General features: G+C 72.9%; 19 protein-coding genes. 9 read left to right on the top strand and 10 right to left on the bottom strand.

The window, feature by feature from the left end:
• Window positions 1-271: 271 nt before the first annotated feature.
• The 3 genes from LO772_RS03055 (at window position 272) to LO772_RS03065 (ending at window position 4,442) form a co-directional block, all read left to right on the top strand.
• Window positions 272-1,240, top strand: a complete 969-nt coding sequence (locus LO772_RS03055) for a YhjD/YihY/BrkB family envelope integrity protein (RefSeq protein ID WP_231776764.1) — start codon at window positions 272-274, stop codon at window positions 1,238-1,240.
• Between the two features lie 475 nt (window positions 1,241-1,715).
• Window positions 1,716-3,374, top strand: coding sequence for a glucose-6-phosphate isomerase (pgi, locus tag LO772_RS03060; RefSeq protein WP_231776765.1), 1,659 nt, complete (start codon window positions 1,716-1,718; stop codon window positions 3,372-3,374).
• A 225-nt stretch (window positions 3,375-3,599) separates the two neighbouring features.
• Window positions 3,600-4,442, top strand: a complete 843-nt coding sequence (locus LO772_RS03065; RefSeq protein ID WP_231776766.1) for a spermidine synthase — start codon at window positions 3,600-3,602, stop codon at window positions 4,440-4,442.
• Between the two features lie 16 nt (window positions 4,443-4,458).
• Here LO772_RS03065 and LO772_RS03070 read toward each other — a convergent pair whose 3' ends face one another.
• The gene (locus LO772_RS03070) at window positions 4,459-5,214 is read right to left on the bottom strand and encodes an SDR family oxidoreductase (RefSeq protein WP_231776767.1); all 756 of its coding nucleotides are present in this window, start codon (window positions 5,212-5,214) and stop codon (window positions 4,459-4,461) included.
• Between the two features lie 245 nt (window positions 5,215-5,459).
• Between LO772_RS03070 and LO772_RS03075 the strand changes: the two genes are divergently transcribed.
• Window positions 5,460-6,086 carry a hypothetical protein gene (locus tag LO772_RS03075; RefSeq protein WP_231776768.1) on the top strand — a complete coding sequence of 209 codons (627 nt, stop codon included), beginning with the start codon at window positions 5,460-5,462 and terminating at the stop codon, window positions 6,084-6,086.
• 211 nt (window positions 6,087-6,297) lie between these two features.
• Here the strand turns inward: LO772_RS03075 and LO772_RS03080 are convergent, their stop codons facing one another.
• On the bottom strand, window positions 6,298-7,524 hold the full coding sequence (locus LO772_RS03080; RefSeq protein ID WP_231776769.1) for a beta-ketoacyl-[acyl-carrier-protein] synthase family protein: 1,227 nt from the start codon (window positions 7,522-7,524) through the stop codon (window positions 6,298-6,300).
• A 329-nt stretch (window positions 7,525-7,853) separates the two neighbouring features.
• On the opposite strand from LO772_RS03080, the gene LO772_RS03085 reads away from it, so the two are divergent.
• Window positions 7,854-8,120: a hypothetical protein gene (locus LO772_RS03085; protein ID WP_231776770.1), complete on the top strand. Its 267-nt coding sequence runs from the start codon at window positions 7,854-7,856 to the stop codon at window positions 8,118-8,120.
• Between the two features lie 601 nt (window positions 8,121-8,721).
• Here LO772_RS03085 and LO772_RS03090 read toward each other — a convergent pair.
• Together LO772_RS03090 and LO772_RS03095 are read right to left on the bottom strand one after the other, a co-directional pair.
• Entirely contained in the window at window positions 8,722-9,594 is an 873-nt protein-coding gene (locus tag LO772_RS03090; protein ID WP_231776771.1) for a class I SAM-dependent methyltransferase, read from the bottom strand.
• A 141-nt stretch (window positions 9,595-9,735) separates the two neighbouring features.
• Window positions 9,736-10,422, bottom strand: coding sequence for a nitroreductase family protein (locus tag LO772_RS03095; protein ID WP_231776772.1), 687 nt, complete (start codon window positions 10,420-10,422; stop codon window positions 9,736-9,738).
• Between the two features lie 129 nt (window positions 10,423-10,551).
• Between LO772_RS03095 and LO772_RS03100 the strand changes: the two genes are divergently transcribed.
• Window positions 10,552-11,073, top strand: coding sequence for a VOC family protein (locus LO772_RS03100; RefSeq protein ID WP_231776773.1), 522 nt, complete (start codon window positions 10,552-10,554; stop codon window positions 11,071-11,073).
• A gap of 90 nt (window positions 11,074-11,163) precedes the next feature.
• Here LO772_RS03100 and LO772_RS03105 read toward each other — a convergent pair whose 3' ends face one another.
• From LO772_RS03105 to LO772_RS03120, 4 genes are all read right to left on the bottom strand, one after another.
• Window positions 11,164-11,769 carry a hypothetical protein gene (locus LO772_RS03105; RefSeq protein WP_231776774.1) on the bottom strand — a complete coding sequence of 202 codons (606 nt, stop codon included), beginning with the start codon at window positions 11,767-11,769 and terminating at the stop codon, window positions 11,164-11,166.
• Between the two features lie 18 nt (window positions 11,770-11,787).
• On the bottom strand, window positions 11,788-12,516 hold the full coding sequence (locus LO772_RS03110) for an LPXTG cell wall anchor domain-containing protein (protein WP_231776775.1): 729 nt from the start codon (window positions 12,514-12,516) through the stop codon (window positions 11,788-11,790).
• A gap of 205 nt (window positions 12,517-12,721) precedes the next feature.
• On the bottom strand, window positions 12,722-14,179 hold the full coding sequence (locus tag LO772_RS03115; RefSeq protein WP_231776776.1) for a DUF2252 domain-containing protein: 1,458 nt from the start codon (window positions 14,177-14,179) through the stop codon (window positions 12,722-12,724).
• Window positions 14,180-14,316: 137 nt separating this feature from the next.
• Window positions 14,317-14,592: a hypothetical protein gene (locus LO772_RS03120; RefSeq protein ID WP_443089362.1), complete on the bottom strand. Its 276-nt coding sequence runs from the start codon at window positions 14,590-14,592 to the stop codon at window positions 14,317-14,319.
• 178 nt (window positions 14,593-14,770) lie between these two features.
• On the opposite strand from LO772_RS03120, the gene LO772_RS03125 reads away from it, so the two are divergent.
• Complete coding sequence (locus tag LO772_RS03125; RefSeq protein ID WP_231776777.1) at window positions 14,771-15,247, top strand: hypothetical protein; 477 nt, start codon at window positions 14,771-14,773, stop codon at window positions 15,245-15,247.
• 270 nt (window positions 15,248-15,517) lie between these two features.
• Here the strand turns inward: LO772_RS03125 and LO772_RS03130 are convergent, their stop codons facing one another.
• Window positions 15,518-16,909 carry an ABC transporter substrate-binding protein gene (locus LO772_RS03130; protein ID WP_231776778.1) on the bottom strand — a complete coding sequence of 464 codons (1,392 nt, stop codon included), beginning with the start codon at window positions 16,907-16,909 and terminating at the stop codon, window positions 15,518-15,520.
• Between the two features lie 757 nt (window positions 16,910-17,666).
• Between LO772_RS03130 and LO772_RS03135 the strand changes: the two genes are divergently transcribed.
• Complete coding sequence (locus LO772_RS03135; protein ID WP_231776779.1) at window positions 17,667-18,401, top strand: dienelactone hydrolase family protein; 735 nt, start codon at window positions 17,667-17,669, stop codon at window positions 18,399-18,401.
• 98 nt (window positions 18,402-18,499) lie between these two features.
• Window positions 18,500-19,186: a TetR/AcrR family transcriptional regulator gene (locus LO772_RS03140; RefSeq protein WP_231776780.1), complete on the top strand. Its 687-nt coding sequence runs from the start codon at window positions 18,500-18,502 to the stop codon at window positions 19,184-19,186.
• Between the two features lie 31 nt (window positions 19,187-19,217).
• Here the strand turns inward: LO772_RS03140 and LO772_RS03145 are convergent, their stop codons facing one another.
• On the bottom strand, window positions 19,218-19,649 hold the full coding sequence (locus tag LO772_RS03145) for a nuclear transport factor 2 family protein (RefSeq protein WP_231776781.1): 432 nt from the start codon (window positions 19,647-19,649) through the stop codon (window positions 19,218-19,220).
• Between the last annotated feature and the right edge of the window lie 35 nt (window positions 19,650-19,684).

Raw genomic sequence — 19,684 nt, forward strand, 5'->3', positions numbered from 1 at the left:
CGGCCCACCCGCGGGCGGCTCCGCGGCGGTTCGCGGATTCCGGTGCGGGGCGGTGTCGCCGTGCGGGGCCGGCCCGCGCCGGGCGGCTCGGACACGCCTGCCCGCGCGCACGCGGTCGGCCCTCGCGCGTGCGCCCGGGCGCTGGGTGCCGGGCCTCGGTCTCCGGGCCTCGCGGGCGGCCCGGCAGCGGATCGGCGCGCGGCGTCCGGCCGCATCCGTTCACCCGTTCCGGTGAAGGACGGTCGGCTTCGGTTCTGGGTGGTGGATGCGGGTGGCGGATGCCGAGGCGGCGAAGCCGTGGCGCACGCGCGCCGTACGGCTGTACACCGCGCTGAAGGGCGGGTTCGTCGGCCGCTGCACCGCACGGGCGTTCGAGATCCAGATCACCGACCGCATGCTGGCACTCGCCGCCCAGGCGTTTCTGGCGCTGTTGCCCCTGGTGATCGTCGTCGCGGCGGCGGCACCCGACTCGGTGACCGACGGTCTCGTGGACGTGCTGCGCAAGCACGTCGGCCTGAGCGGCGGCTCCACCACGCAGAACATCGAGGTCATCGCCGAGGCGACCGACGAGGCCGGGGTGACCGTCGTCGGTTCGCTGCTCGTGCTGCTCGCCGCGACGAGCTTCAGCCGGGCCCTGCAACGGGTGTACGAGCGGGCCTGGCGCCTGCCCCCGGGAGGGCTGCGCAGCGCGTGGCGGCCGTTGGCGTGGATCATCGGCGTGCTCGTGTACTTCGTCGTGCTCGCCCTGACGTTCAAGGTCTCGCTCGGCGGCGTGCCGTGGACGCTGACACGGTCGCTGATCACGGCGGCGGGCTCCCTCGTGCTGTGGTCGTGGACGCCGTTCGTGCTGCTGTCCGGCCGGGTGCGCTGGCGTGCGCTGTGGCCGACGGCGCTGGCGACGTCGTGCGGGACGGTGCTGTTGGGCGCCTTCTCCGCGGAGTACGTCCCGCACCTGCTGACCACCAACGAGCGGCGGTACGGGACGCTCGGCGTCGCGTTCGCGATCGAGTCGTGGCTCGTGGTGCTGTTCGCGGTGGTGGTCGCCGCGACGGTGGTCGGGACGGTGCTCGTCGAGACGCCGGGGCGGGTGGGCGTGTGGGCGCGGGGCACACCGATGCCCGAGGGGTGGCGACGCATCCCGAGGCGCGAGGCGCGGGCGCGGGGCGGACGCTCCCGGAACACGGGCGACAAGCCCGGCGGCGACGGTGGCGGGGACGACGACGGCATCCGCCCCACCTGACGCGGCGACCGCCCGGGCACACCCGCCGGGCCGCGTCCCCACGCCGCACACGTCAACCGAACACCCCTCGGAGCCATGACCGCGCCACCCGCGGGCCATGACAACGCCGTCCGCGACAGCCCACGCCGCACACGTCCCCCGAACTCCTCTCGGAGCAACGGCCCGTGCCGACCGCGGCGACCGCCACGCGACCCCCGCGACCCCGCACCGGCACGAGCCGGCCGCCCCGCCCGTCCGGAAGCGGACCCGTGCCATCCGACGGCGACCACCGCCCCGCGCCCCGACCCACCCCGCCCCACCCGAACAGCACGCCACACCCCGGCCCCGACCCTCCCCGCAACCCCGCGCGGTCGCCGCTCCCTCCCACACCCCCAGCCGCCTTGTCCGGATATATCCCGCGCGATCACCGCTTCCGTGTGCGCGCAGTAGTCTCATGCGTTGACATCTGCTTCCTTGAATCACTGGGGACACGCCCATGCCATCGGCAGCCAGCACGCCCCGCCTCGACCAGCGCCCCGAATGGGCCGCGCTGCGCGGGCACCACGACGAAACTCTCCGTTCGGCGCACCTGCGCGAGTTGTTCGCGGCGGATCCCGGGCGCGCGCGGCGGTATCGCGTACGGGTCGGCGACCTGTACATCGACTACTCGAAGCACCTGGTGACCGACGAAACCCTGGGTCTGCTGCGCGCGTTGGCCGAGGCGTGCGACGTCGCGGGGCTGCGCGAGCGGATGTTCCGCGGCGAGAAGATCAACACCACCGAGGACCGCGCCGTCCTGCACACCGCGCTGCGCGCGCCGCGTGACGCCGTGGTGGAGGTCGACGGACACAACGTCGTCCCGGATGTGCACGCCGTACTCGACAAGATGGCCGCGTTCGCCGACCAGGTCCGCTCGGGTGCGTGGACGGGCCACACCGGGCGCCCGATCCGCAACGTCGTCAACATCGGCATCGGCGGGTCCGACCTGGGGCCCGCGATGGCGTACGAAGTGCTGCGCACCTTCGCCGACCGGGCGCTGACCGTGCGTTTCGTCTCGAACGTCGACGGTGCGGACCTGCACGAGGCGGTCCGCGACCTGGACGCCGAGGAGACGCTGTTCATCGTGGCGTCGAAGACGTTCACGACGATCGAGACCGTCACCAACGCCACCTCGGCGCGCGAATGGCTGCTCACCGAGTTGAAGGCGGGGCCCGAGGCGGTCGCGCGGCACTTCGTGGCGCTGTCCACGAACGCGGAGAAGGTCGCGGAGTTCGGCATCGACACCGCGAACATGTTCGAGTTCTGGGACTGGGTCGGCGGGCGTTACTCGTACGACTCGGCGATCGGCCTCTCGCTCATGATCGCCATCGGCCCGCCGCGGTTCCGCGAGATGCTGGACGGCTTCCGCCTGGTCGACGAGCACTTCCGCACGGCCCCTCCGGAGGAGAACGCGCCGCTGCTGCTGGGCCTGCTGGGCGTCTGGTACGGCGATTTCCTCGGCGCGCAGTCGCACGCCGTCCTCCCCTATTCGCACTATCTTTCGAAGTTCACCGCGTACCTCCAACAGCTCGACATGGAGTCGAACGGCAAGTCGGTGGACCGCGACGGCGTCCCGGTGACCTGGCAGACGGGGCCGGTCGTGTGGGGGACGCCCGGCACCAACGGGCAACACGCGTACTTCCAGCTGATCCACCAGGGCACCGAGGTGATCCCGGCCGACTTCGTCGGTTTCGCCCGCCCGGTCGCGGAGTTGCCCTCGACGCTCGCCGCGCAGCACGACCTGCTCATGGCCAACTTCTTCGCGCAGACGCAGGCCCTCGCGTTCGGCAAAACGCCCGACGAGGTGCGGGCCGAGGGCGTGCCCGAGCACTTGGTGCCGCACAAGACGTTCCGGGGCAACCACCCGACCACGACGATCCTCGCGAGCGAGCTGACGCCGTCGGTGCTCGGGCAGTTGGTGGCGCTGTACGAGCACAAGGTGTTCGTGCAGGGCGCGATCTGGAACATCGACTCCTTCGACCAGTGGGGTGTCGAACTGGGCAAGGTCCTGGCGAAGCGCATCGAGCCGGTGCTGACCGGCGCGGCCACACCGGACGACCTGGACGCGTCGACAACCGAACTGGTCGCGAAGTACCGCGATCTGCGCGGACGTTGAGCAAACACGGCACGCCACCGGGGCCGCGCCGCACCCCGCGCCGCGGCCCCACCCGCCGAACGACCTGCCGACACAACACACCGGACACCGAGGCCCACCACCCCCAGCCCCAGTCGAGCCGATGCACCACCACCCCGGCCCGTCGCCGCGTACGCGGTGCTGTGCCGATGGACCGGCCGGCCCTCCCGTTCCCCGGCGCGTGCCGGCCTGCGCGAGAATTCGCGGATGGATTCCGTGCCCGTGTCGTGTGAGGTCGATTTCGGCCGCGCGGCGCTGCTCCCCGACGTCGACCGGGCGCGGGCGTGGCTGCTCACGCTCGACGGCTCTCCCCAGTCGTATGTCGATCTCGACGACCCCGAGCACGTCGAGTTCGAGTACGCCCGCAGGCTCGCACACGTGATCGACCTGGCCGGGCGGCCCGGCACCGCGCCGGACGTCCTGCACCTGGGCGGCGGCGGGCTGACGCTGCCGCGCTACACCGCCGCGACGCGTCCCGGTTCACGGCAACACGTGGTCGACGTCGACGCCGCGCTGATCGCGTTCGTTCGGACGTACCTCCCGCTGCCGCCAAACGCCGCGATCACCGTGGAGGCCGCCGACGCGCGGGCGGCGGTGGCGGAACGGCCCGACGCGTCGGCGGACATCGTGGTCGCGGACGTCTTCGGCGGCGCGCGGATCCCGGCCCATCTGACCGCGCTGCCGTTCGTCGCCGACGTCGCGCGGGTGCTCCGCGGGGACGGCGTCTACGCCGCCAATCTCGCCGACGGAGGCACCCTGGACTTCCTGCGCGGCCAAGTCGCCACTGTGAGCCGGGTGTTCGACCACGTGTGCCTGCTGATCGAGGCGACCCACCTGGACGGCACCCGGTTCGGCAACGCGGTGCTGGCGGCCTCGCGCGTCCCCTTGCCGGTGGACGCGTTGGCCGCGCGGATCGCCGCCGACCCCTACCCCGCGGTGGCCGTGCACGGCGCCGAGCTGTCCGCCTTCGCCGCCGGACACGAGCCGGTGACCGACGCGTCCGCGACCGGCTCCCCGGCCCCGCCGGGCGGGGTCTTCGGGATCGGCTGAGACCCGCGACGAGCCGTCACCGCCCGCCGTGCACCGGGATGACGGCGCCGGTCACGAACGACGCCTGGTCCGACAGCAGCCACATCACCGCGTCGGCGACCTCCCCGGCCCTCCCCGCGCGGCCCATCGGGACCGACGGCGCCATCGTCGCGAGCCGGTCGGGACGCCCCGCGGCGGCGTGCAGCCCGGTGTCGATGAGTCCGGGCGCCACGGCGTTGACCCGGACGCCCTCGGCCGCGACCTCATGGGCGAGGCCGAGCGTGAGGGTGTCGACGGCGGCCTTGGTCGCCGCGTAGTGCACCCACTCGCCCGCGCTGCCCAGACTGGCGGCCCGCGAGGAGACGTTGACGATCAGCCCGCCGGAACCGCCGTGGCGCGTCGACATGCGGCGTACGGCCTCGCGGGCGCAGAGCATCGCGCCGACGACGTTGACGTCGACCGTACGGCGCAGCGTGTCCGTGTCCAGTGCGTCGAACCGGCCGTGCGCGCCGACGATTCCGGCGTTGTTGACGAGTGCGGTCACGGGTGCGCCGAGCCCCGCGGCGGAGTCGTCGAACATGCGCACGACGTCGGCCTCGACCGCCACGTCGCCGCGCACCGTGACCGCGCGCCCGCCGGACGCGGCGATCTCGGCGGCGACGGCGTCGGCTCCGGCCGGGTCCGTCGCGTAATTGACGGCGACGGCCCATCCCGCACCGGCCGCCGCGCGGGCCACGGCGGCACCGATGCCCTTGCTGCCGCCGGTGACCAGAAGGGTGCGGGGTGGCTGCATGCGAGTCTCCTGAACGTGGGTGATTCCGGGGGCTGTTCCTCGGGTCGGTCCCGCCGACGCGAGCACCTTGCGGCCTGGTGGAGCCGTGTATCGGGCGAGTAACGTCCGTGCCGTACCCGGAGAATGCGGATCGCTCGGGCAGACCAGACGTTTGCCGCCGGGTGGTTCGCGGCGTGCGGTGACGCACGCGAGAGGAGTCTGGTGCCATGCCCCCGACCTCGGGGCGACACGTACGGTCCGCCGCAGTGGCGGTGACGCTTGCGCTGGGTGCGGCCGGCTCGCTGGTCGCCTGCGGCGGGGGCTCGAAGAAGGCCGACTGGGCGGAGATCTGCGTCCGGTCCTCGGACCAGACCCGCGTGTTGGACGCGGAGTGCCTGGTCACGAGCACACCGACCGCCACGACCTCCACCCCCCGTCCCAACGCGGCCATCTGGTACTACATACCGCGCAAGTCCGGCGGAAAGAGCAACTTCGTCCCGTCCGTGGGGGCTCCGATCACGACGGTGACCGGGGGCACCTTCTCCCGCCCGGGCAAGGGCAAGATCGTACGCGGCGGGTTCGGGGGCTCCGGCAAGAGCAGCGGGACGACCGGTTCGTCCCGCTCTTCGTCGTCGGGCGGGTTCTCGGACGGGGCCTCCTCGTCGGGCGGATTCTCGGGCGGCACTTCCTCGTCCGGCGGCTTCTCGGGCGGGACGTCCTCGTCGGGCGGAAAGGGCGGCGGCATCGGGAGCACGGGCGGGAAGACCGGGGGCGGCTCCAGCATCGGCGGAAGCTCCGGCATCGGCGGAAGCGGAAGTTCGAGCATCGGCGGCAGCAGCTCAAGCAGCGGCGGGAAGAGCGGCGGCAGCTCAAGCGGCGGCGGGCGTCGCTGAGAGCCGGGAGCACCGCCGAACGCCCGGGTGGAGCCGGTCGACGGCCGACAGCGCCGCCCCGTCGCGCGCCGGGCCCGGCGGCGAGCGCGTTCCCCCGCGCCGCCTCTCTTCCCGCCGGCCCACGCGCCTCCCCGGCCCGGCGTTTCCGGCACATCGCGTCCGGCCGTGCGCTGATCCGGCATCGGGTCCTCAGGCCGCCCTCGGCCCCGCCCTACGCGTCGGCCCGGGTGAACACAAGCGACGCGTTGTGTCCGCCGAAGCCGAACGCGTTCGCCAGCGCCACCGGCACCGGGACGCCGCGCGGCCGGCCCGCCACCACGTCGAGTTTCACCTCGGGGTCGATCACATCGAGGTTGCGCGTCGCGGGAATGACCCCGTCGCGGACCGCCAGGATCGTGGCCATCGCCCCCAACGCGCCCGCCGCGCCGAAGAGATGGCCGGTCATGGACTTGGTCGCGGTCACCGCCGGGTGCACGCCGACGGCCTCCGCGATCGACTCCGCCTCGACGAGATCGCCCTTCGGAGTCGACGTGGCATGCGCGTTCACGTGCACGACGTCCTGCGGGGCGACCCCGGCGTCGGCCAACGCGGCGCGCATCGCACGGACTTGCCCCTCGGCAGAGCCCGCGGTGATGTGGAAGGCGTCGGACGTCACCCCGGCGCCCGCGAGACGCGCGTACGCCCTGGCCCGGCGGGCGGCGGCGAACCCGGCACGCTCCAGGACGAGCACGCACGCGCCCTCCCCGATCACGAAGCCGTCGCGGCCCACCGCGAACGGCCTTGACGCCGCGTCCGGTTCGTCGTTGCGGAGCGAATGCGCCCGCGCCTGCGCGAACCCCGCCAGCGGCAGCGCGTGGACGCACGCCTCGGCACCGCCCGCGACCACCACGTCGGCGCGCCCGAGCCGGATCAGGTCCATGGCGAGCGCGATCGCCTCGGCGCCCGACGCGCACGCGCTGACCGGGGTGTGCGCCCCGGCCCGCGCCCCCAGTTCGATGCTGACGTGCGCGGCCGGACCGTTCACCATCAGCATCGGCACGGTGTGCGGAGACACGCGGCGGGCTCCCGAGGCCTCCAGGATGTCGTCCTGGTCGAGCATCGTCACCGCGCCGCCGGTCCCCGTGCCGATGACGACCGCGAGCCGGTCCGCCGCGATGTCGGGCGCCCCGGCGTCGCGCCACGCCTCGCGGGCCGCGACGAGCGCGACCTGCTGGCAGCGGTCCATGCGGCGGGCCGTGACGCGGTCGAGCACGGTGGTCGGCTCGACCTTGAGCCGCGCCGCGATCCGTACCGGCGAGGCGGCGGCCCATTCCTCGTCGAGGCGCCGCACACCGGACTCCCCGGCGAGCATCGCGGCCCAGGTCGAGCCCGCGTCGCCGCCCAACGGGGTCGTCGCCCCGAGCCCCGTCACCACGATCCCCATGTCCGCGCCGCGCATGGGCAGCCCCTTTCGCTTGTGGAAAACATACAAATCCCAGCGGCCCAGCCCAGGCGGCCGGATCGCTGTCCGATGCCAGCCTTGCAGGAGGAATTGGTCGCCACGGGCACGGATCCCCACCGAGTCGGCGCCCCGGGTTTTGTAGGGATGGGCCATAGGCCGCGTTCCCGGGGGTACCGGAAACCGCGTCCGGAAGGGCGCGTGGGCCTGGCGGCACACCGGGCCGCGCGGCGAGAACCGGCGCCGCTTCCGTCCGCCATCCGTGTTCTTCGGGGCTGCGCGGGTAGCAGCGCGCCGTCAAGCCTTCCCGTACGACGAAAGGCGGCACCATGACCAGTTTTCTCGACAAGGCCAAGGAAAAGGCCCGGGACACCGTTACCACCGGCAAGCAGAAGGCCGACGAGTTCCAGGCGAACCGGGCACAGGCGGACCTCTTCAAGCAGTTGGGCGCGGCGTACTACGCCGAGCAGCGCCGCGGCGCCCCGCACGACGAGGTCTCGCGGCTCGTCGGTCTGCTCGACGAGCACGAGCGGGCGCACGGGCCGTCGACCGGCGACCAGTCTTCGGAGGGACCCGGCCCGGTCGGCCTGGCCTGATGACCGCGACACGGCACGGCCGTGTCCGCCGGATCCCGCGGAGACGCCGGGCCCTCGACGGTCTCCCCCACCCGCGCACGCGACCGGGGAAGCCCGTCGGGGCCCGGCACACGCGACCGCGGACGGGCCCTCGGGCACAAGGCGCTCACTCCACACCCGGATGAGCGAATCGGCCCGCGTGCTCCGGCCCCCTCCCCGCGGCCCCGCCCTACGCGCCCGCATCAGCCCCAACCGGGCCGGCCGCTCCGACCCCACACCCGCGCGGCCCCGCCCCCGACTCGCCGCGGCACCGCCCGGACTCAGCCGTTCCCGCGTCTCAGCCCCCGGTCACCCACACCCCGCACCACCGCGCCCGCGTCGGCTCAGCGCGGCCCGCCCGTCGCGGCCCCCTCGCCGAAACGGATCACCGTGATCGAGACCGCGAACGGGCCCTCGGGCACAGGGCGCTCACCCCACACCCAGATGAGCCGGAATCGGCCCGCGCGCTCCGGCCCCGCTCCGCGGCCCCGCCCCCGACTCGCCGCGGCACCGCCCGGACTCAGCCGTTCCCGCGTCTCAGCCCCCGGTCACCCACACCCCGCACCACCGCGCCCGCGTCGGCTCAGCGCGGCCCGCCCGTCGCGGCCCCCTCGCCGAAACGGATCACCGTGATCGACGGGCGGCGCTTGCGGATGAGCGGGATCAGGTTCGCGTGCGGGGCGACGTGCGCGTAGAAGAAACCCCGGCCGCGGGTCAGTGCCACGTCGCGGACCTCGGTGATGTTCGGGTGCGCGCCGCGGAGTTTCCAGCGTTCGGAGGCGTCCATCCCCCACGGCATGGGCGGGGTCACGTAGCCTTCGCGGGTTTTGACCCGGCCCTTGACGGTCTGCGCGCTGAGCCAGCGCGGAATGGCGTCGAGCACCAGTTCGCCGCCGGGGAGGCGTTCGGCGCAGCGGGCGATGACGTGGCGCACCTCGGAGGGGCGGAGGTACATCATCAGGCCCTGCGCGGTGACCAGGACGCCGCGTGCCGGGTCCAGGCCGTCCAGCCAGCGTTCGTCGAGTGCCGAGCAGCCCAGCAGGCGGACGCGCGGTTCGGCGGGGAGGAGGAGGCGGCGCAGGGCGATGACGTCCGGGCGGTCGACGGTCAGCCACCGCACGCGGCCGTTGTCGACGCGCCAGAACTGCGTTTCAAGGCCTTCGCCGAGGGCGACGACGGTGGCGTCCGGGTGCCCGCCGAGGAACGCCCGCACTTCCTCGTCGAACGTGCGTGCGCGCAGGGCCTGGCCCTGCGCGCTGCCCATGTCGGCCTTGCCGAAGCGGCGCTCGAACGGGTAGTCGATGCCGTCGAGGAGTTCGACGGCCATGGGGTCGTCGAGGACGGTGTCGGGCCGGCGGGCCTCCATCGCCCGGTGGTACAGGGTCCACAGCAGCGTCTCGGAGACCCCGTCGAGGGCGACGCGGACCTTCGGACCGTTCGTGGTCGCCGCTCCCATACCGACCTCCTCCGCCTGCCCCCGCCGCCATCCACGGTAGTCCTCGGCGGATGCCGGCGGCCCGGCGGACGGGTCCGCGGACGTGGCGCTCTCCTCCGGAACGCGCGCTCCCGCGCGGGAGCGCCGCGCCCGTGCGCCTCGTCACTCTCCGGGGTCGGGGAAGGCCGGGCCGTCGAAGCGGTCGAAAGTCACGAAGTCCCCGACCGGGCGGCGGGTCAGCTTGCGCGGATGGCGCTCGGGTACGCCGATCGCGAGCGTCGCGGCGATGGCGTACGGGCCGGGCAGCCCCAGCGCCTCCTTGGCCTCGGCCTCACGGCGGCACAGGAACGTCGTCATGACGCCGCCCAGCCCCTCGTTGCGGGCGGACAGCAGGATGTTCTGCGCGAACGGGTAGACCGATCCGCCGCCGACGACGCTCTGACGCGGCAAGTCCCCGTCGGTTACGGCGAGTTGCCTCAGATCGACGGCCAACACCGCGATCACCGGCGCCCGGTCCAGTTCCTCGACGAAGCGGTTGCGCGCCACCGGTGCGGTGAAGTCGACGTCGTCGGGCGGCTGTTGCCAGCGGCCGTCCTCGCCCGGTGAGAACGGGACGCGGCCGGCGGCGACGTACGCGGCGTACTCTTCGTAGCCTGCGCGCGACAGTTCGCGGATCCTGGCGCGGATCTCCGGGGAGCGCAGCACGATCACCCGCCACCCCTGGCGGTTCCCGCCGCTGGGGGCGAAGCGGGCGTTGTCGAACACCCGGGCGAGTGTCGCGTCGGGCACGGGCTCGTCCCGGAACCGCCGTACGGCCCCGGTCGTCCGCACCACATCGGCGAACTCCATCGTCGTCTCCTCACTGTCCGCGCCGTCTTCGCTGTCGGCGGCGCCGCGGGAATGTCGCGGAATGTCACCGGGCCCGCGCGTTCCGGTGCCTACTGTGGAGGCCTCGACCGGCAGCTCCGAGGAGGAACCATGCCACAGCCGCAGGGCCCGGAACTCGCACGGGTGCGCGCCCGTCGCGACGCGTTGCGCGACCGCTACCTCCGGGACGGTGCCGCACGGCCCGCGCCGCCCACCCGGGGGATCCACCACGCGGCGTTCATCTGTCGCGACGTCGAGGAAACCATCCGCTTCTACCAGGAGTTCCTGGGTTTCCCGCTGGTGGAGCTGGTGGAGAACCGGGACTACGCGGGGTCGAGCCACTTCTTCTTCGATGTCGGCAACGCCAACCTCCTCGGCTTCTTCGACTTCCCCGGACACGACCACCCGCCGTTCGACGAAACCCTCGGCGGCATCCAGCACTTGGCGCTGTCGGTGGACGCGGCGCGCTTCACGGAGATGAAGCGGCGGCTCGACGACGCCGGCGTCGCGTACCTGGGCCCGGATCGGGGTGTCGAGGACAGCCTGTACCTCCAGGACCCCAACGGTCTGCGGGTCGAGTTCTACCGCGAGGAGCCGGGGGTGTTCCTCGGACAGCGCCTGACCGGGCGATGACGACGCGAACGGCCGTCCGGCGCCCGGCCCCCGGTGCCCGCGGCCTCTCGGGAGGACGCGGGCACCGGGGGCCGGATCACGTCACGCCGCTCACGCGGGCGACATCATCCAGGGGTCGTGCAGGTCGAGATACGTGACGTCACGCAGGAGTTCGGACTCCCGCTCGAAGAAGTCCCGCATCTCCGGGGGCATTTCCTTGGCCTCGGCCTCGCGGGCCGCGGCCTCCGAGGTGAAGTAGACGGTCTCGGTGAAGCCCCCGTCGCCGTGCAGCGCGGTGACGCTGCCGATGACGTCGGGGCGGAACCTCGCGACCGTCTCGTCCATGCCCTTGTTCAACGCCCGCAGGCGCTCGACATCGGTGATCCGTCCCTGCATGATCTGGACGAATCCCGCGTCGTCCGAGCCGCCCCGGCCGTGCGTCTCGGTGTCCGGACAGTCGTGGAACAGCACGCCGCCGTCGAACAGGGGCTCGGTCTCGCGCCACCAGGCGCCCTGCTCGGGACGGTCGCTGTTGCGGCGGGCCGCCTCGGGTGACTCGAAGCGGACGACGCCGACGAACGTACCGTCGTCGGCGACTCCGCCGGTGGAGCCGAGCCAACCGCGGGCACCGGAACCGAGGTCACGGCGCCAGCGCTCCAACTGCGCCTTCAACCGCCCGGGTTCGCCGGTGCGGCCTTGCATGATCTGGATGAACACGTCAGGCCTCCGACACCGTCACTGGGCGCGGACGCGGCGCGTGCGCCGCGTCGCCGCGACCGCCGCACCGCCGGCGGCGACCAGACCGAGGCCGGCCAGCGACAGCATCACCGGGTCGCTGCCGGGACCGGTCCGCGGCAGCCCGGCGGCGGCCGGGGGCTCCGGCGCCTCGGTTCCGGGCCTCCCGGGCACCTCGGCTCCGGGGCGCTCGGCGTGCTCGGAGGCCTCGGGGTGCTCGGCTTCCTCGGAGTGCTCCGCGTGGTCGGAATGCTCGGACTTCTCGGACTGCTCCGACTGCTCGGACTGCTCGGACTGCTGCCAGGACTTGCCCGAGTCCGCGGTGTCGGCCGCCTCGGCCTCCGCGGCCTCGGCCTCGCTCGCGCCCAGGGAGTCCCAATAGCCGGAGCCCGACGACTCCTCGGCTTCCGCGGATTCCGCGGCCTCCTCGGCCTTGGTGGTGTCGCCGGCGGCCTCGGCGGCCTCCGTACCCCCGGCCGCTTCAGCGGACTCGGCGGTTTCGGTCGCCGCCGCGGCGGCCTCCGCGGACTCGGGGCTGTCCTTCGGCGTGTTCTCGGCGCGCGCGCCCGCGCTGCCCGGCTCGTGCGCGGCGGACGCCGACGTGAGCGGGGACTCGGGTGCGGCGGACTCCGCGGCGTACGCCGTCGCGGGCATCGCGGCGGCGAGTACGAGCAGTCCGGCGGCGAGCGCGGGGGCTCGGCCGGTCACCCGGGTCAGGGATGACGACATTGTTCCTCCTGGGGACGGGGGTGGAGAGCGGCAGCGGGCACGCTCGGCCTCCCGATTCCACACAGAGGAGTCGCAAAACAATACAAATCGACTTGCAGCCATTAAGGCGTACGACACGCCGCACACCCCTCCGGAGATACCGCCGACCGCCCGGCGACGCCCCCCGGATGGCCCGCCCCCGCCGATCGCGCGCACGCCGACGCGGTCAGCGCGCCCGGTTCCCCCGCCCGCCCGCCGCCGCGGGCTCCGGCTCGGCCGCGGGCAGCCGCCCGGCCCTGACCGCCGCGACAAGCGCTTGGTGGTCGCGCTCGTTCTGATCGGCGTACGCCTCCGCGAACGGCTGGATGGCCCGGTCGAAGGCGTCGCCGCGGCCCAGGTACGCGGCGATGGCGATGCGGTCGCCGGAGCGGGCATGGGCGCGTGCCAGCGTGGTCCCGCAGATCTCGCCGAACGCGCGCATGCCGCGCGGCACCATCACCTCCGGGTCGACGATGCCCTTCCAGTCGCGCAGTTGGCGCACGTAGAAGTCGCGGCGCACGCCGTCCAGGCCCTGCACGCGCTCCCACCCGAGGAAGATGTCGCTCGCCGCCTGCATCAGGCGCTGCCCCGCGACGACGCGCTCGCCCTGGTTCGCGTACCCACTCGCGCCGACGTACGGGGCGAGGACGGAGGTGTCGGCCTCCTTGGCCTGGAGGAACAGCGGATCGTCCTGGTCGCGGCCGAGGAGGAGCAGGATCCAGCACCGCGTGCCGACGCTGCCGACGCCGACGACCTTGCGGGCGGCGTCCGCCAGGCGGTAGTCGGCGAGCAGCGACCGCCGGTCGGGCTGGAGGGTGCGCTGGTAGCGCCGGACGAGCCTGCGGAACTCGCCTTCCAGCGACCGGCGTTCGCCCTCGGGCAGCAGATCGGCGAGGGGGACGAGGAGCGGCGGGTCCGCGGCGATGCGGGTGTCTCCGTCGGCGACTTCGGCGAGTTTGCCGAAGGCCTGGAGGTTGTCGCGCCCCCGGGCCTTGTCGAGCGCCCGGGTCAGGCCCCGGCGCCCGCGTTTGGCCAGGTGCTCCGCCGCCAGTTCCTGGAGGCGGGCGGCGTCGACGCGGGCGTACCAGACGTCGAGGTTGCGCATCCCGGCGAACCGCGTCATCGACTCGCGGTACGAGCGCACGGTCGCGCGGACGATGGCCGTCCGCTCGGCGTCGTCGAAGCCGTTGGCGCGCGCCGCGATGACGAGGCTGGCGGCCAACCGCTTGACGTCCCACTCCCACGGCCCGGGCAGGGTCTCGTCGAAGTCGTTGATGTCGAAGAGGAGGTTCCGCTCCGGGGACGCCAGCAGCCGGAAGTTCAACATGTGCGCGTCACCGCACAATTGGGCGCGGATCCCGGAGACCGGCGAGGCGGCGAGGTCGGACGCCATGACGGCGGCGGCGCCCCGGTAGAAGCGGAACGGCGATTCGGTCATGCGGGCGTACCGGATCGGGACGAGGTCCGGCAGCCGCGACGCCGACTGGGCCTCCAGGATGTCCAGCGGGTCGGGGCGCCGAGCCGGGGGCGCGAACTCCGCGTGGCTCGACCGGGGCACGGCTCGCCGCGCGGCCTTGCCCAGGGCCGCCCGCTCCGCCGGGGTGGCCGTCGGTTCCGCACGCAGCGGCGATGCCGGTTTCGCCATGGCAGTCCTCCGGTGTCCGGTGCCGGCCTGGGCCGGTATATGCGGGCGTTCCTCTTTCGATGATCACGAATCGGTCCGGGTCCGGCACGTTCTCGGCGGCGGCCCCGGTGTTCCCCGGACGGAAGCCGATCCCCGGGCTAGCCGGGATCCGGCTCGGCGGGCGGCGCGAGGCGGGCGGTCCAGCCGGCGTCGAGTTCGGCGCCGTCGACGGTGATGGCCTCGACCATGCCGGACCTCGGGTCGATGTCGGCCTGCACGCCTTCTCCCGCGAAGCGCGGATAGCCGCTGGCCCCCGTCTCGCCGGTCGCCACCACGAGGGCGGTCCGCACGGCGGGGCCCCGGGCCTCGGCGGGCATGTCCTGGTCGTTGTGCGGAAAGATCAGAATCCGGAAGTAGTCTGCGGTGGAGCTCATATGCCGACGCTGCCCCGCGCACCGGTTCGTATGTCCGTTCGCGTTCTCCCTCGTGACTCTCGGTTTGGAATAGATCAGGTAAAACCGGGAGGTTCGTCCAACCTGCCGCCGGGGGTGCGCGTCTATTTCGGACAGGGGGCGCACCTGCTCCCCGTGATCCGGAGGAGACACGAGCATCATGAGTACGAAAATCCGCAAGGCAGCCGCGATCACCCTCGGCGCCGGCCTGCTGGCCACCGTCGTCGCCGCGTCGCCGGCGCTCGCCGCGGAGGGGTCGCTGTCCGGTGCAGGGGTCGGCGTCGTCCGGACCGAACAAGCGGATGTGGTGCACCGGGTGACCGCGTTCTGGGACCAGTACAAGTCGGCGGTGCTCGGCACCAACCCGGTGATGAACCCGGAGGAGGTCCGCGGGGAGTTCCTGACCGCGGAGCTGAACACCGAGCTGGACGCGTGGGCCGCCGAGCACGGCGCCGACCCGATCTTCCGCGCGCAGAACGTCCCGGCCGACCGCAGCGTCCGCTACGAGGGCAGCGGCGCGGGGCACGCGTCGGTCGTGGTCACGCAGTACTGGGGCGACGGCACGAGCAACGACGTCTGGTACCGCGTGCCGCTCGACGGTTCGCGGTTCGACGGGCTCCAGGACCCGCCGGCCTGAGTCGGCGGGCAGCGGCGTGACCGCGTACCGGGCTTCCCGGGGCGCGGGCACATCTGTCCCGTCGTCCGGGTCGGTCCGCGGCGTTCACATCGCCCGCGGGGACGGGACGGCCGCGGGGGCCTGAGGGCGGACGGCTCCGCGCCGCCGCGCCCGATCCCCCTGCCCCGACACCACGCGAGCCGCCCCGGAGCTCTCGGCTCCGGGGCGGCTCGCGTTTCCGTGCGTCCTCGCGTCGAGCCCGGGAGGCTCCGCGCGCGGTGGTGCGGTCGACTACTTGAAGTCGGCCGCGGACTTGCCGACGTCGGCCAGGGTCAGTGCCTTGCCGTAGTCACCGGTGTACTTGTACTCGACGGCGTTGCAGCGGTAGCCGGTGTTGTCGGCACCGAAGTCGGCCGGCTTCCAGCCGTCGGTCGTGGCCTTCTCGACGTTGAAGCAGGTCACGGCCCGGTCGTTGTTCGACAGGTCGGTGGGCGCCTGAAGGCCGCCGCCGGTCCAGCTCGTCTCCTTCAGCGCGGCGTCGTACACGCACTTGCGGGTGAGGTCGTCACCACAGCTCGACGCGGACTTCGCGAACAGCAGCCACGCGGAGAACGCCTTGATCGCCGGGTAGGTGAGCTTGGCACCGGGGGCGTACTTGGCGTAGAGGTCCACGAGCTGCTTCGTGGCCGGGTTGGCCGCGGCGTTGTCCAGCGGGAAGACGCCGCCGAGGTCGGCCACGTTGTTCTGGCTGTTCAGCGCCTGGCTGCCCGCGAGCTGGATGAAGTCGGGGGTGTAGGCGTTGCTGTTGGTGTCGATCCAGTCGAGCTTGTAGTCGATCGCGGTGAGCGCCTGCTCGAGCTTCGCGAGCTGCGAGAACGAGCCGTTGTAGACGAGGCCGCGGACGCCCTTGCTCTTGATCGACTGCGCGTACGGCGTCCAGTCGGAGACGCCCGCCGCCGGGTACAGCTCGCTGTAGACCACGTTGGCGCCGACGCCGCGCAGGCCTTCCTCGGTCTGCGCGCCGATGACCTTGGTCACGGGGCTGTCGCCGTTGATGAGGCCGACCGCGCCCGCGGACTGCGGGTACGCCTCCTTGATCAGCCAGGAGAAGTAGCCGGCGTACGTGAACCACGACCGCCCGCCGGGCTGCACCGAGACCTGGAGGTCCGAGCCGACGTTGGTGGTCTGGCTGATCTGGGCCGGGAAGTCCGGCAGCAGGCACTCCAGCCGCGCCTTGGTGCCCAGGGCGTCCATCGCGGAGCCACCGCCGACCAGGGCGAAGTCCTTGTCGCAGGACTCGACCATGCGCTGCTGGACTTCCATCATCTTGGTGTCGCGCGTGTTCGCGGTGACCTTGCGGCCGTTGATGCCGCCCGCGTCGTTGCACCACCCGGTGAAGACCTTGGCCGCGTCGGCGAACTCGGAGTTCTTGGTGAAGCCGACGTCACTCATGACGCCGAGCTTGATCTCCTTGTCGGAGACTCCCTGGGCGGGCGAGCCGCTCGGCGAACCGTCCTTGCACAGGCCGGTCAGGTCACCGAAGTCGCTGGAGACGGGTGTCGCCTGCGTGTTGTTGTTGCTGTTGGACGAAGTCTCCGACTCCGTCCCGCCGCGGTCCGCGCAGCCGGCCGCAAGCAGAGCGGTCGCCACCAAGGCGGCAGCAGCTGACCTCTGCAGTTTCACGCGTAGCTCCTCCTCATGCTGGTCCCCCAGCGACGCCTGACGGCACCGCGCGCCTCCCGGTGCGGGGGCGGGGCGGTTCCGGTCAGGCATTCCGCCTGGAGTCGTGCGTCGCAGTGCTGGCCCGTTGACGGCGAAATCCACAAGCCGGAAACCGGGGACACGCGGATCAGGTGGGGCTCGGTGGCCGCCGAGCGCTCACCACGCGTCTGCGTCGGATTCAGGGCCGGGCGGCGTGGCGTAGCCCGGGGCACCGTGCACCGATCAGCAGAGGGCCAGAATCTCCTTCGCGCATATCCGGTGTTGCATTCTCAGATCAGGAAACTAGCTTCTCACTGATCGAGAATCAACTTAACCGAAGTCACATTCAGGGAAACTCCGCGAGGCCGACCGGAGGACCGCACACGACCCCGAACGCCCGTCGCGAAGGACGGCGCGGCGGATAGGGAGCCCAACGACACGCGGCGTGCACCGCAGGTCCCCACCCGTCCGGCCACCGCAGCCTATGCCGGACGACATCGCCGCCGACCACCGGTTGTCCCGGGAACGCGGAGCGCCGGTCATGAGAACCCGGTTCACCGTGGTTCGCCTGACCCCCGGCCATCCGCGGCGATCGCGAGGGGGCACGAGCCAGCTCGTCCGGCGGCGTCACGGACCTCACGGGCCACGACGCATGCGGTCACCCGGAGTGGATACCGTGCGATGCCGTACCCGGGCAGCGCCGAACCCGTCGCCTCACTCGTTCCAGTCAGGAGCCCGCATGACACGCGCGAACGTCACCGTCGAAACCCCGGACGGCACCTGCGCCGCCACCCTGCACACTCCCGCGCCCGACGCCGCCCCGGCGCCGGGCGTCATCGTCTACCCGGACGCGGTCGGTGTCCGGGAGACCTTCTCCGTCCTCGCGGACCGCCTCGCCGCGCTCGGCTACGCCGTGCTGCTGCCGGACATCTACTACCGCACGCCGTACGAGCCGTTCGACGCCGCGAACCTCTTCGGCGACCTGGACCGGCTGCGCGCGCTGGCCGCACTGCTGACCCCGGACATGGCCGAGCGCGACGCCACCGCGTACCTCGATTTCCTCGCCGCGCGCCCCGAGGTCGGCGGGGAGCGCTTCGGGACCGTGGGCTACTGCATGGGCGGACGCATCGCGCTGCTGGCCGCGGCCCGGAACCCGGACCGGATCGGTGCCGCGGCCTCGATCCACGGCGGCAACCTGGCCCCCGAGGGCGACGCCGGCAGCCCCGCGTCCCTGGCCGGGCGCATCACCGCCGCGGTGCACGTCGCGGTCGCCGAGAACGACCCCTCGTTCCCGGCCGACCAGTACGAGCGCCTGGAGACCGCGCTCACCGCCGCGGGCGTGCGCCACACCATCGAGACCTATCCGGGAGCGCACGGCTTCGCGGTCTCCGACAACCCGGGGTACGCCGCCGCGGCCGACGAGCGCCACTGGGCGGCGCTGGCGAAGCTCTACGCGGACGCCCTGCCCGCCTGACGCCCCCGGACACCGCGGACCGGCCCCGCCCACGGGACGCCGGTCCGCACCGGGCCGGACGCACGGATCGACCCGCCGCAGGGAATACAATTCTGCTTATGGAGAGCGGCATTCCGCGGCGCGGCGACATCGCCACGCGCATCGCGCAGCAGACCTTGGCCAAGCGCGAGGCCGACTACGCGGACGAGGTCCGGCGGCTGCTGGACGCCGCGCTGAAGGTCGTCCGGGCGTGCGGCACGACCTCCCGCCCGCGGGTCACCGACATCGTGGCCGAGGCGGGGCTGTCCAACGACGCGTTCTACCGGCACTTCCCGTCCAAGAGCGCGCTCGTCGCGGCGCTCTTCCAGGACGGCAACGAGCGTCTGGCGAGCTACACCGCACACCAGATGGCCAAAGCGTCCACACCCGTGGACAAGGTCCGCCGCTGGGTGGAGGGCGTCCTCGCCCAGACCCGCGACGAGTGGGCCGCGACCACGCTGGCCGTGTTGTGGAACGGCGGCAACAGCGGCGACAACCCGAACGGGGTGCGGTACTCGTCGGTGCTCCCGCTGGCCGAACTGCTCCGCGAACCGCTCGCCGAACTCGGCAGCGCGGACCCCGAGATGGACGCGTCGCTCGTCGTGCACGCCACGGTCGGCAAGATCTCCGACTACCTGTGGCTGCGGGTCACCCCCGACCAGGCCGCGATCGAGCACATCACGGAGTTCTGCCTCCGCGCGGTCACCCCCCGGCCCGCGCCGGAACCACCGGCCGACGAGCGGCCGGAGCCGGGCGCGGCGCCGTAAGGGCCGCCGTAGGAGCCGGCGTGCGGCGCGGTCAGCCGGCGGCCGGTTCGCTCAGATCCATGAACAGCCGGGTCAGCTTCGACGTCTTGATGCGCCACGTGCCGTCGGACTTGTCGTACGTCTCGTGGTAGTGCCCGGCGGCGATCAGCTCGCGGCCGTCGGGGTAGCGGACGCGGTCCTCCATCGCCCAGACGCCGGTGGCGGTGGTCGGGGAGGTCAGGGTGATCTCCGGGGTGTGGCCGTGGTGCACGGTGAGGATGTCCGCCAGGTGCGTGCTGACGAACTCCATGAACGCGCCGCGCCCGGTGACCACCGCGCCGCCCGAGCCGGTCGTGTCCACCACGACGTCCTCGGTGAACACTTCGCGCATGCCGTCCCAGTCCTTGGTGTCCAGGGTGCGGAAGTAGCGGGCCTTGAGCTGCTTGATGGCCTCGACGGCGGTGAGGGCGGCGATGTCGTCCATGTCACTCCTTGTTCCGAGGGGCTGGCTGCGGAAGG

This window comes from Yinghuangia sp. ASG 101 (genome assembly GCF_021165735.1).
GTDB lineage: Bacteria > Actinomycetota > Actinomycetes > Streptomycetales > Streptomycetaceae > Yinghuangia.

Coding starts and splice junctions, on each gene's coding strand:
- LO772_RS03135 (WP_231776779.1), top strand. CDS start 17,667: ATGACACGCGCGAACGTCACCGTCGAAACCCCGGACGGCACCTGCGCC.
- LO772_RS03140 (WP_231776780.1), top strand. CDS start 18,500: ATGGAGAGCGGCATTCCGCGGCGCGGCGACATCGCCACGCGCATCGCG.
- LO772_RS03115 (WP_231776776.1), bottom strand. CDS start 14,179: ATGGCGAAACCGGCATCGCCGCTGCGTGCGGAACCGACGGCCACCCCG.
- LO772_RS03085 (WP_231776770.1), top strand. CDS start 7,854: ATGACCAGTTTTCTCGACAAGGCCAAGGAAAAGGCCCGGGACACCGTT.
- LO772_RS03145 (WP_231776781.1), bottom strand. CDS start 19,649: ATGGACGACATCGCCGCCCTCACCGCCGTCGAGGCCATCAAGCAGCTC.
- LO772_RS03090 (WP_231776771.1), bottom strand. CDS start 9,594: ATGGGAGCGGCGACCACGAACGGTCCGAAGGTCCGCGTCGCCCTCGAC.
- LO772_RS03080 (WP_231776769.1), bottom strand. CDS start 7,524: ATGCGCGGCGCGGACATGGGGATCGTGGTGACGGGGCTCGGGGCGACG.
- LO772_RS03110 (WP_231776775.1), bottom strand. CDS start 12,516: ATGTCGTCATCCCTGACCCGGGTGACCGGCCGAGCCCCCGCGCTCGCC.
- LO772_RS03095 (WP_231776772.1), bottom strand. CDS start 10,422: ATGGAGTTCGCCGATGTGGTGCGGACGACCGGGGCCGTACGGCGGTTC.
- LO772_RS03065 (WP_231776766.1), top strand. CDS start 3,600: ATGGATTCCGTGCCCGTGTCGTGTGAGGTCGATTTCGGCCGCGCGGCG.
- LO772_RS03100 (WP_231776773.1), top strand. CDS start 10,552: ATGCCACAGCCGCAGGGCCCGGAACTCGCACGGGTGCGCGCCCGTCGC.
- LO772_RS03070 (WP_231776767.1), bottom strand. CDS start 5,214: ATGCAGCCACCCCGCACCCTTCTGGTCACCGGCGGCAGCAAGGGCATC.
- pgi (WP_231776765.1), top strand. CDS start 1,716: ATGCCATCGGCAGCCAGCACGCCCCGCCTCGACCAGCGCCCCGAATGG.
- LO772_RS03120 (WP_443089362.1), bottom strand. CDS start 14,592: ATGAGCTCCACCGCAGACTACTTCCGGATTCTGATCTTTCCGCACAAC.
- LO772_RS03125 (WP_231776777.1), top strand. CDS start 14,771: ATGAGTACGAAAATCCGCAAGGCAGCCGCGATCACCCTCGGCGCCGGC.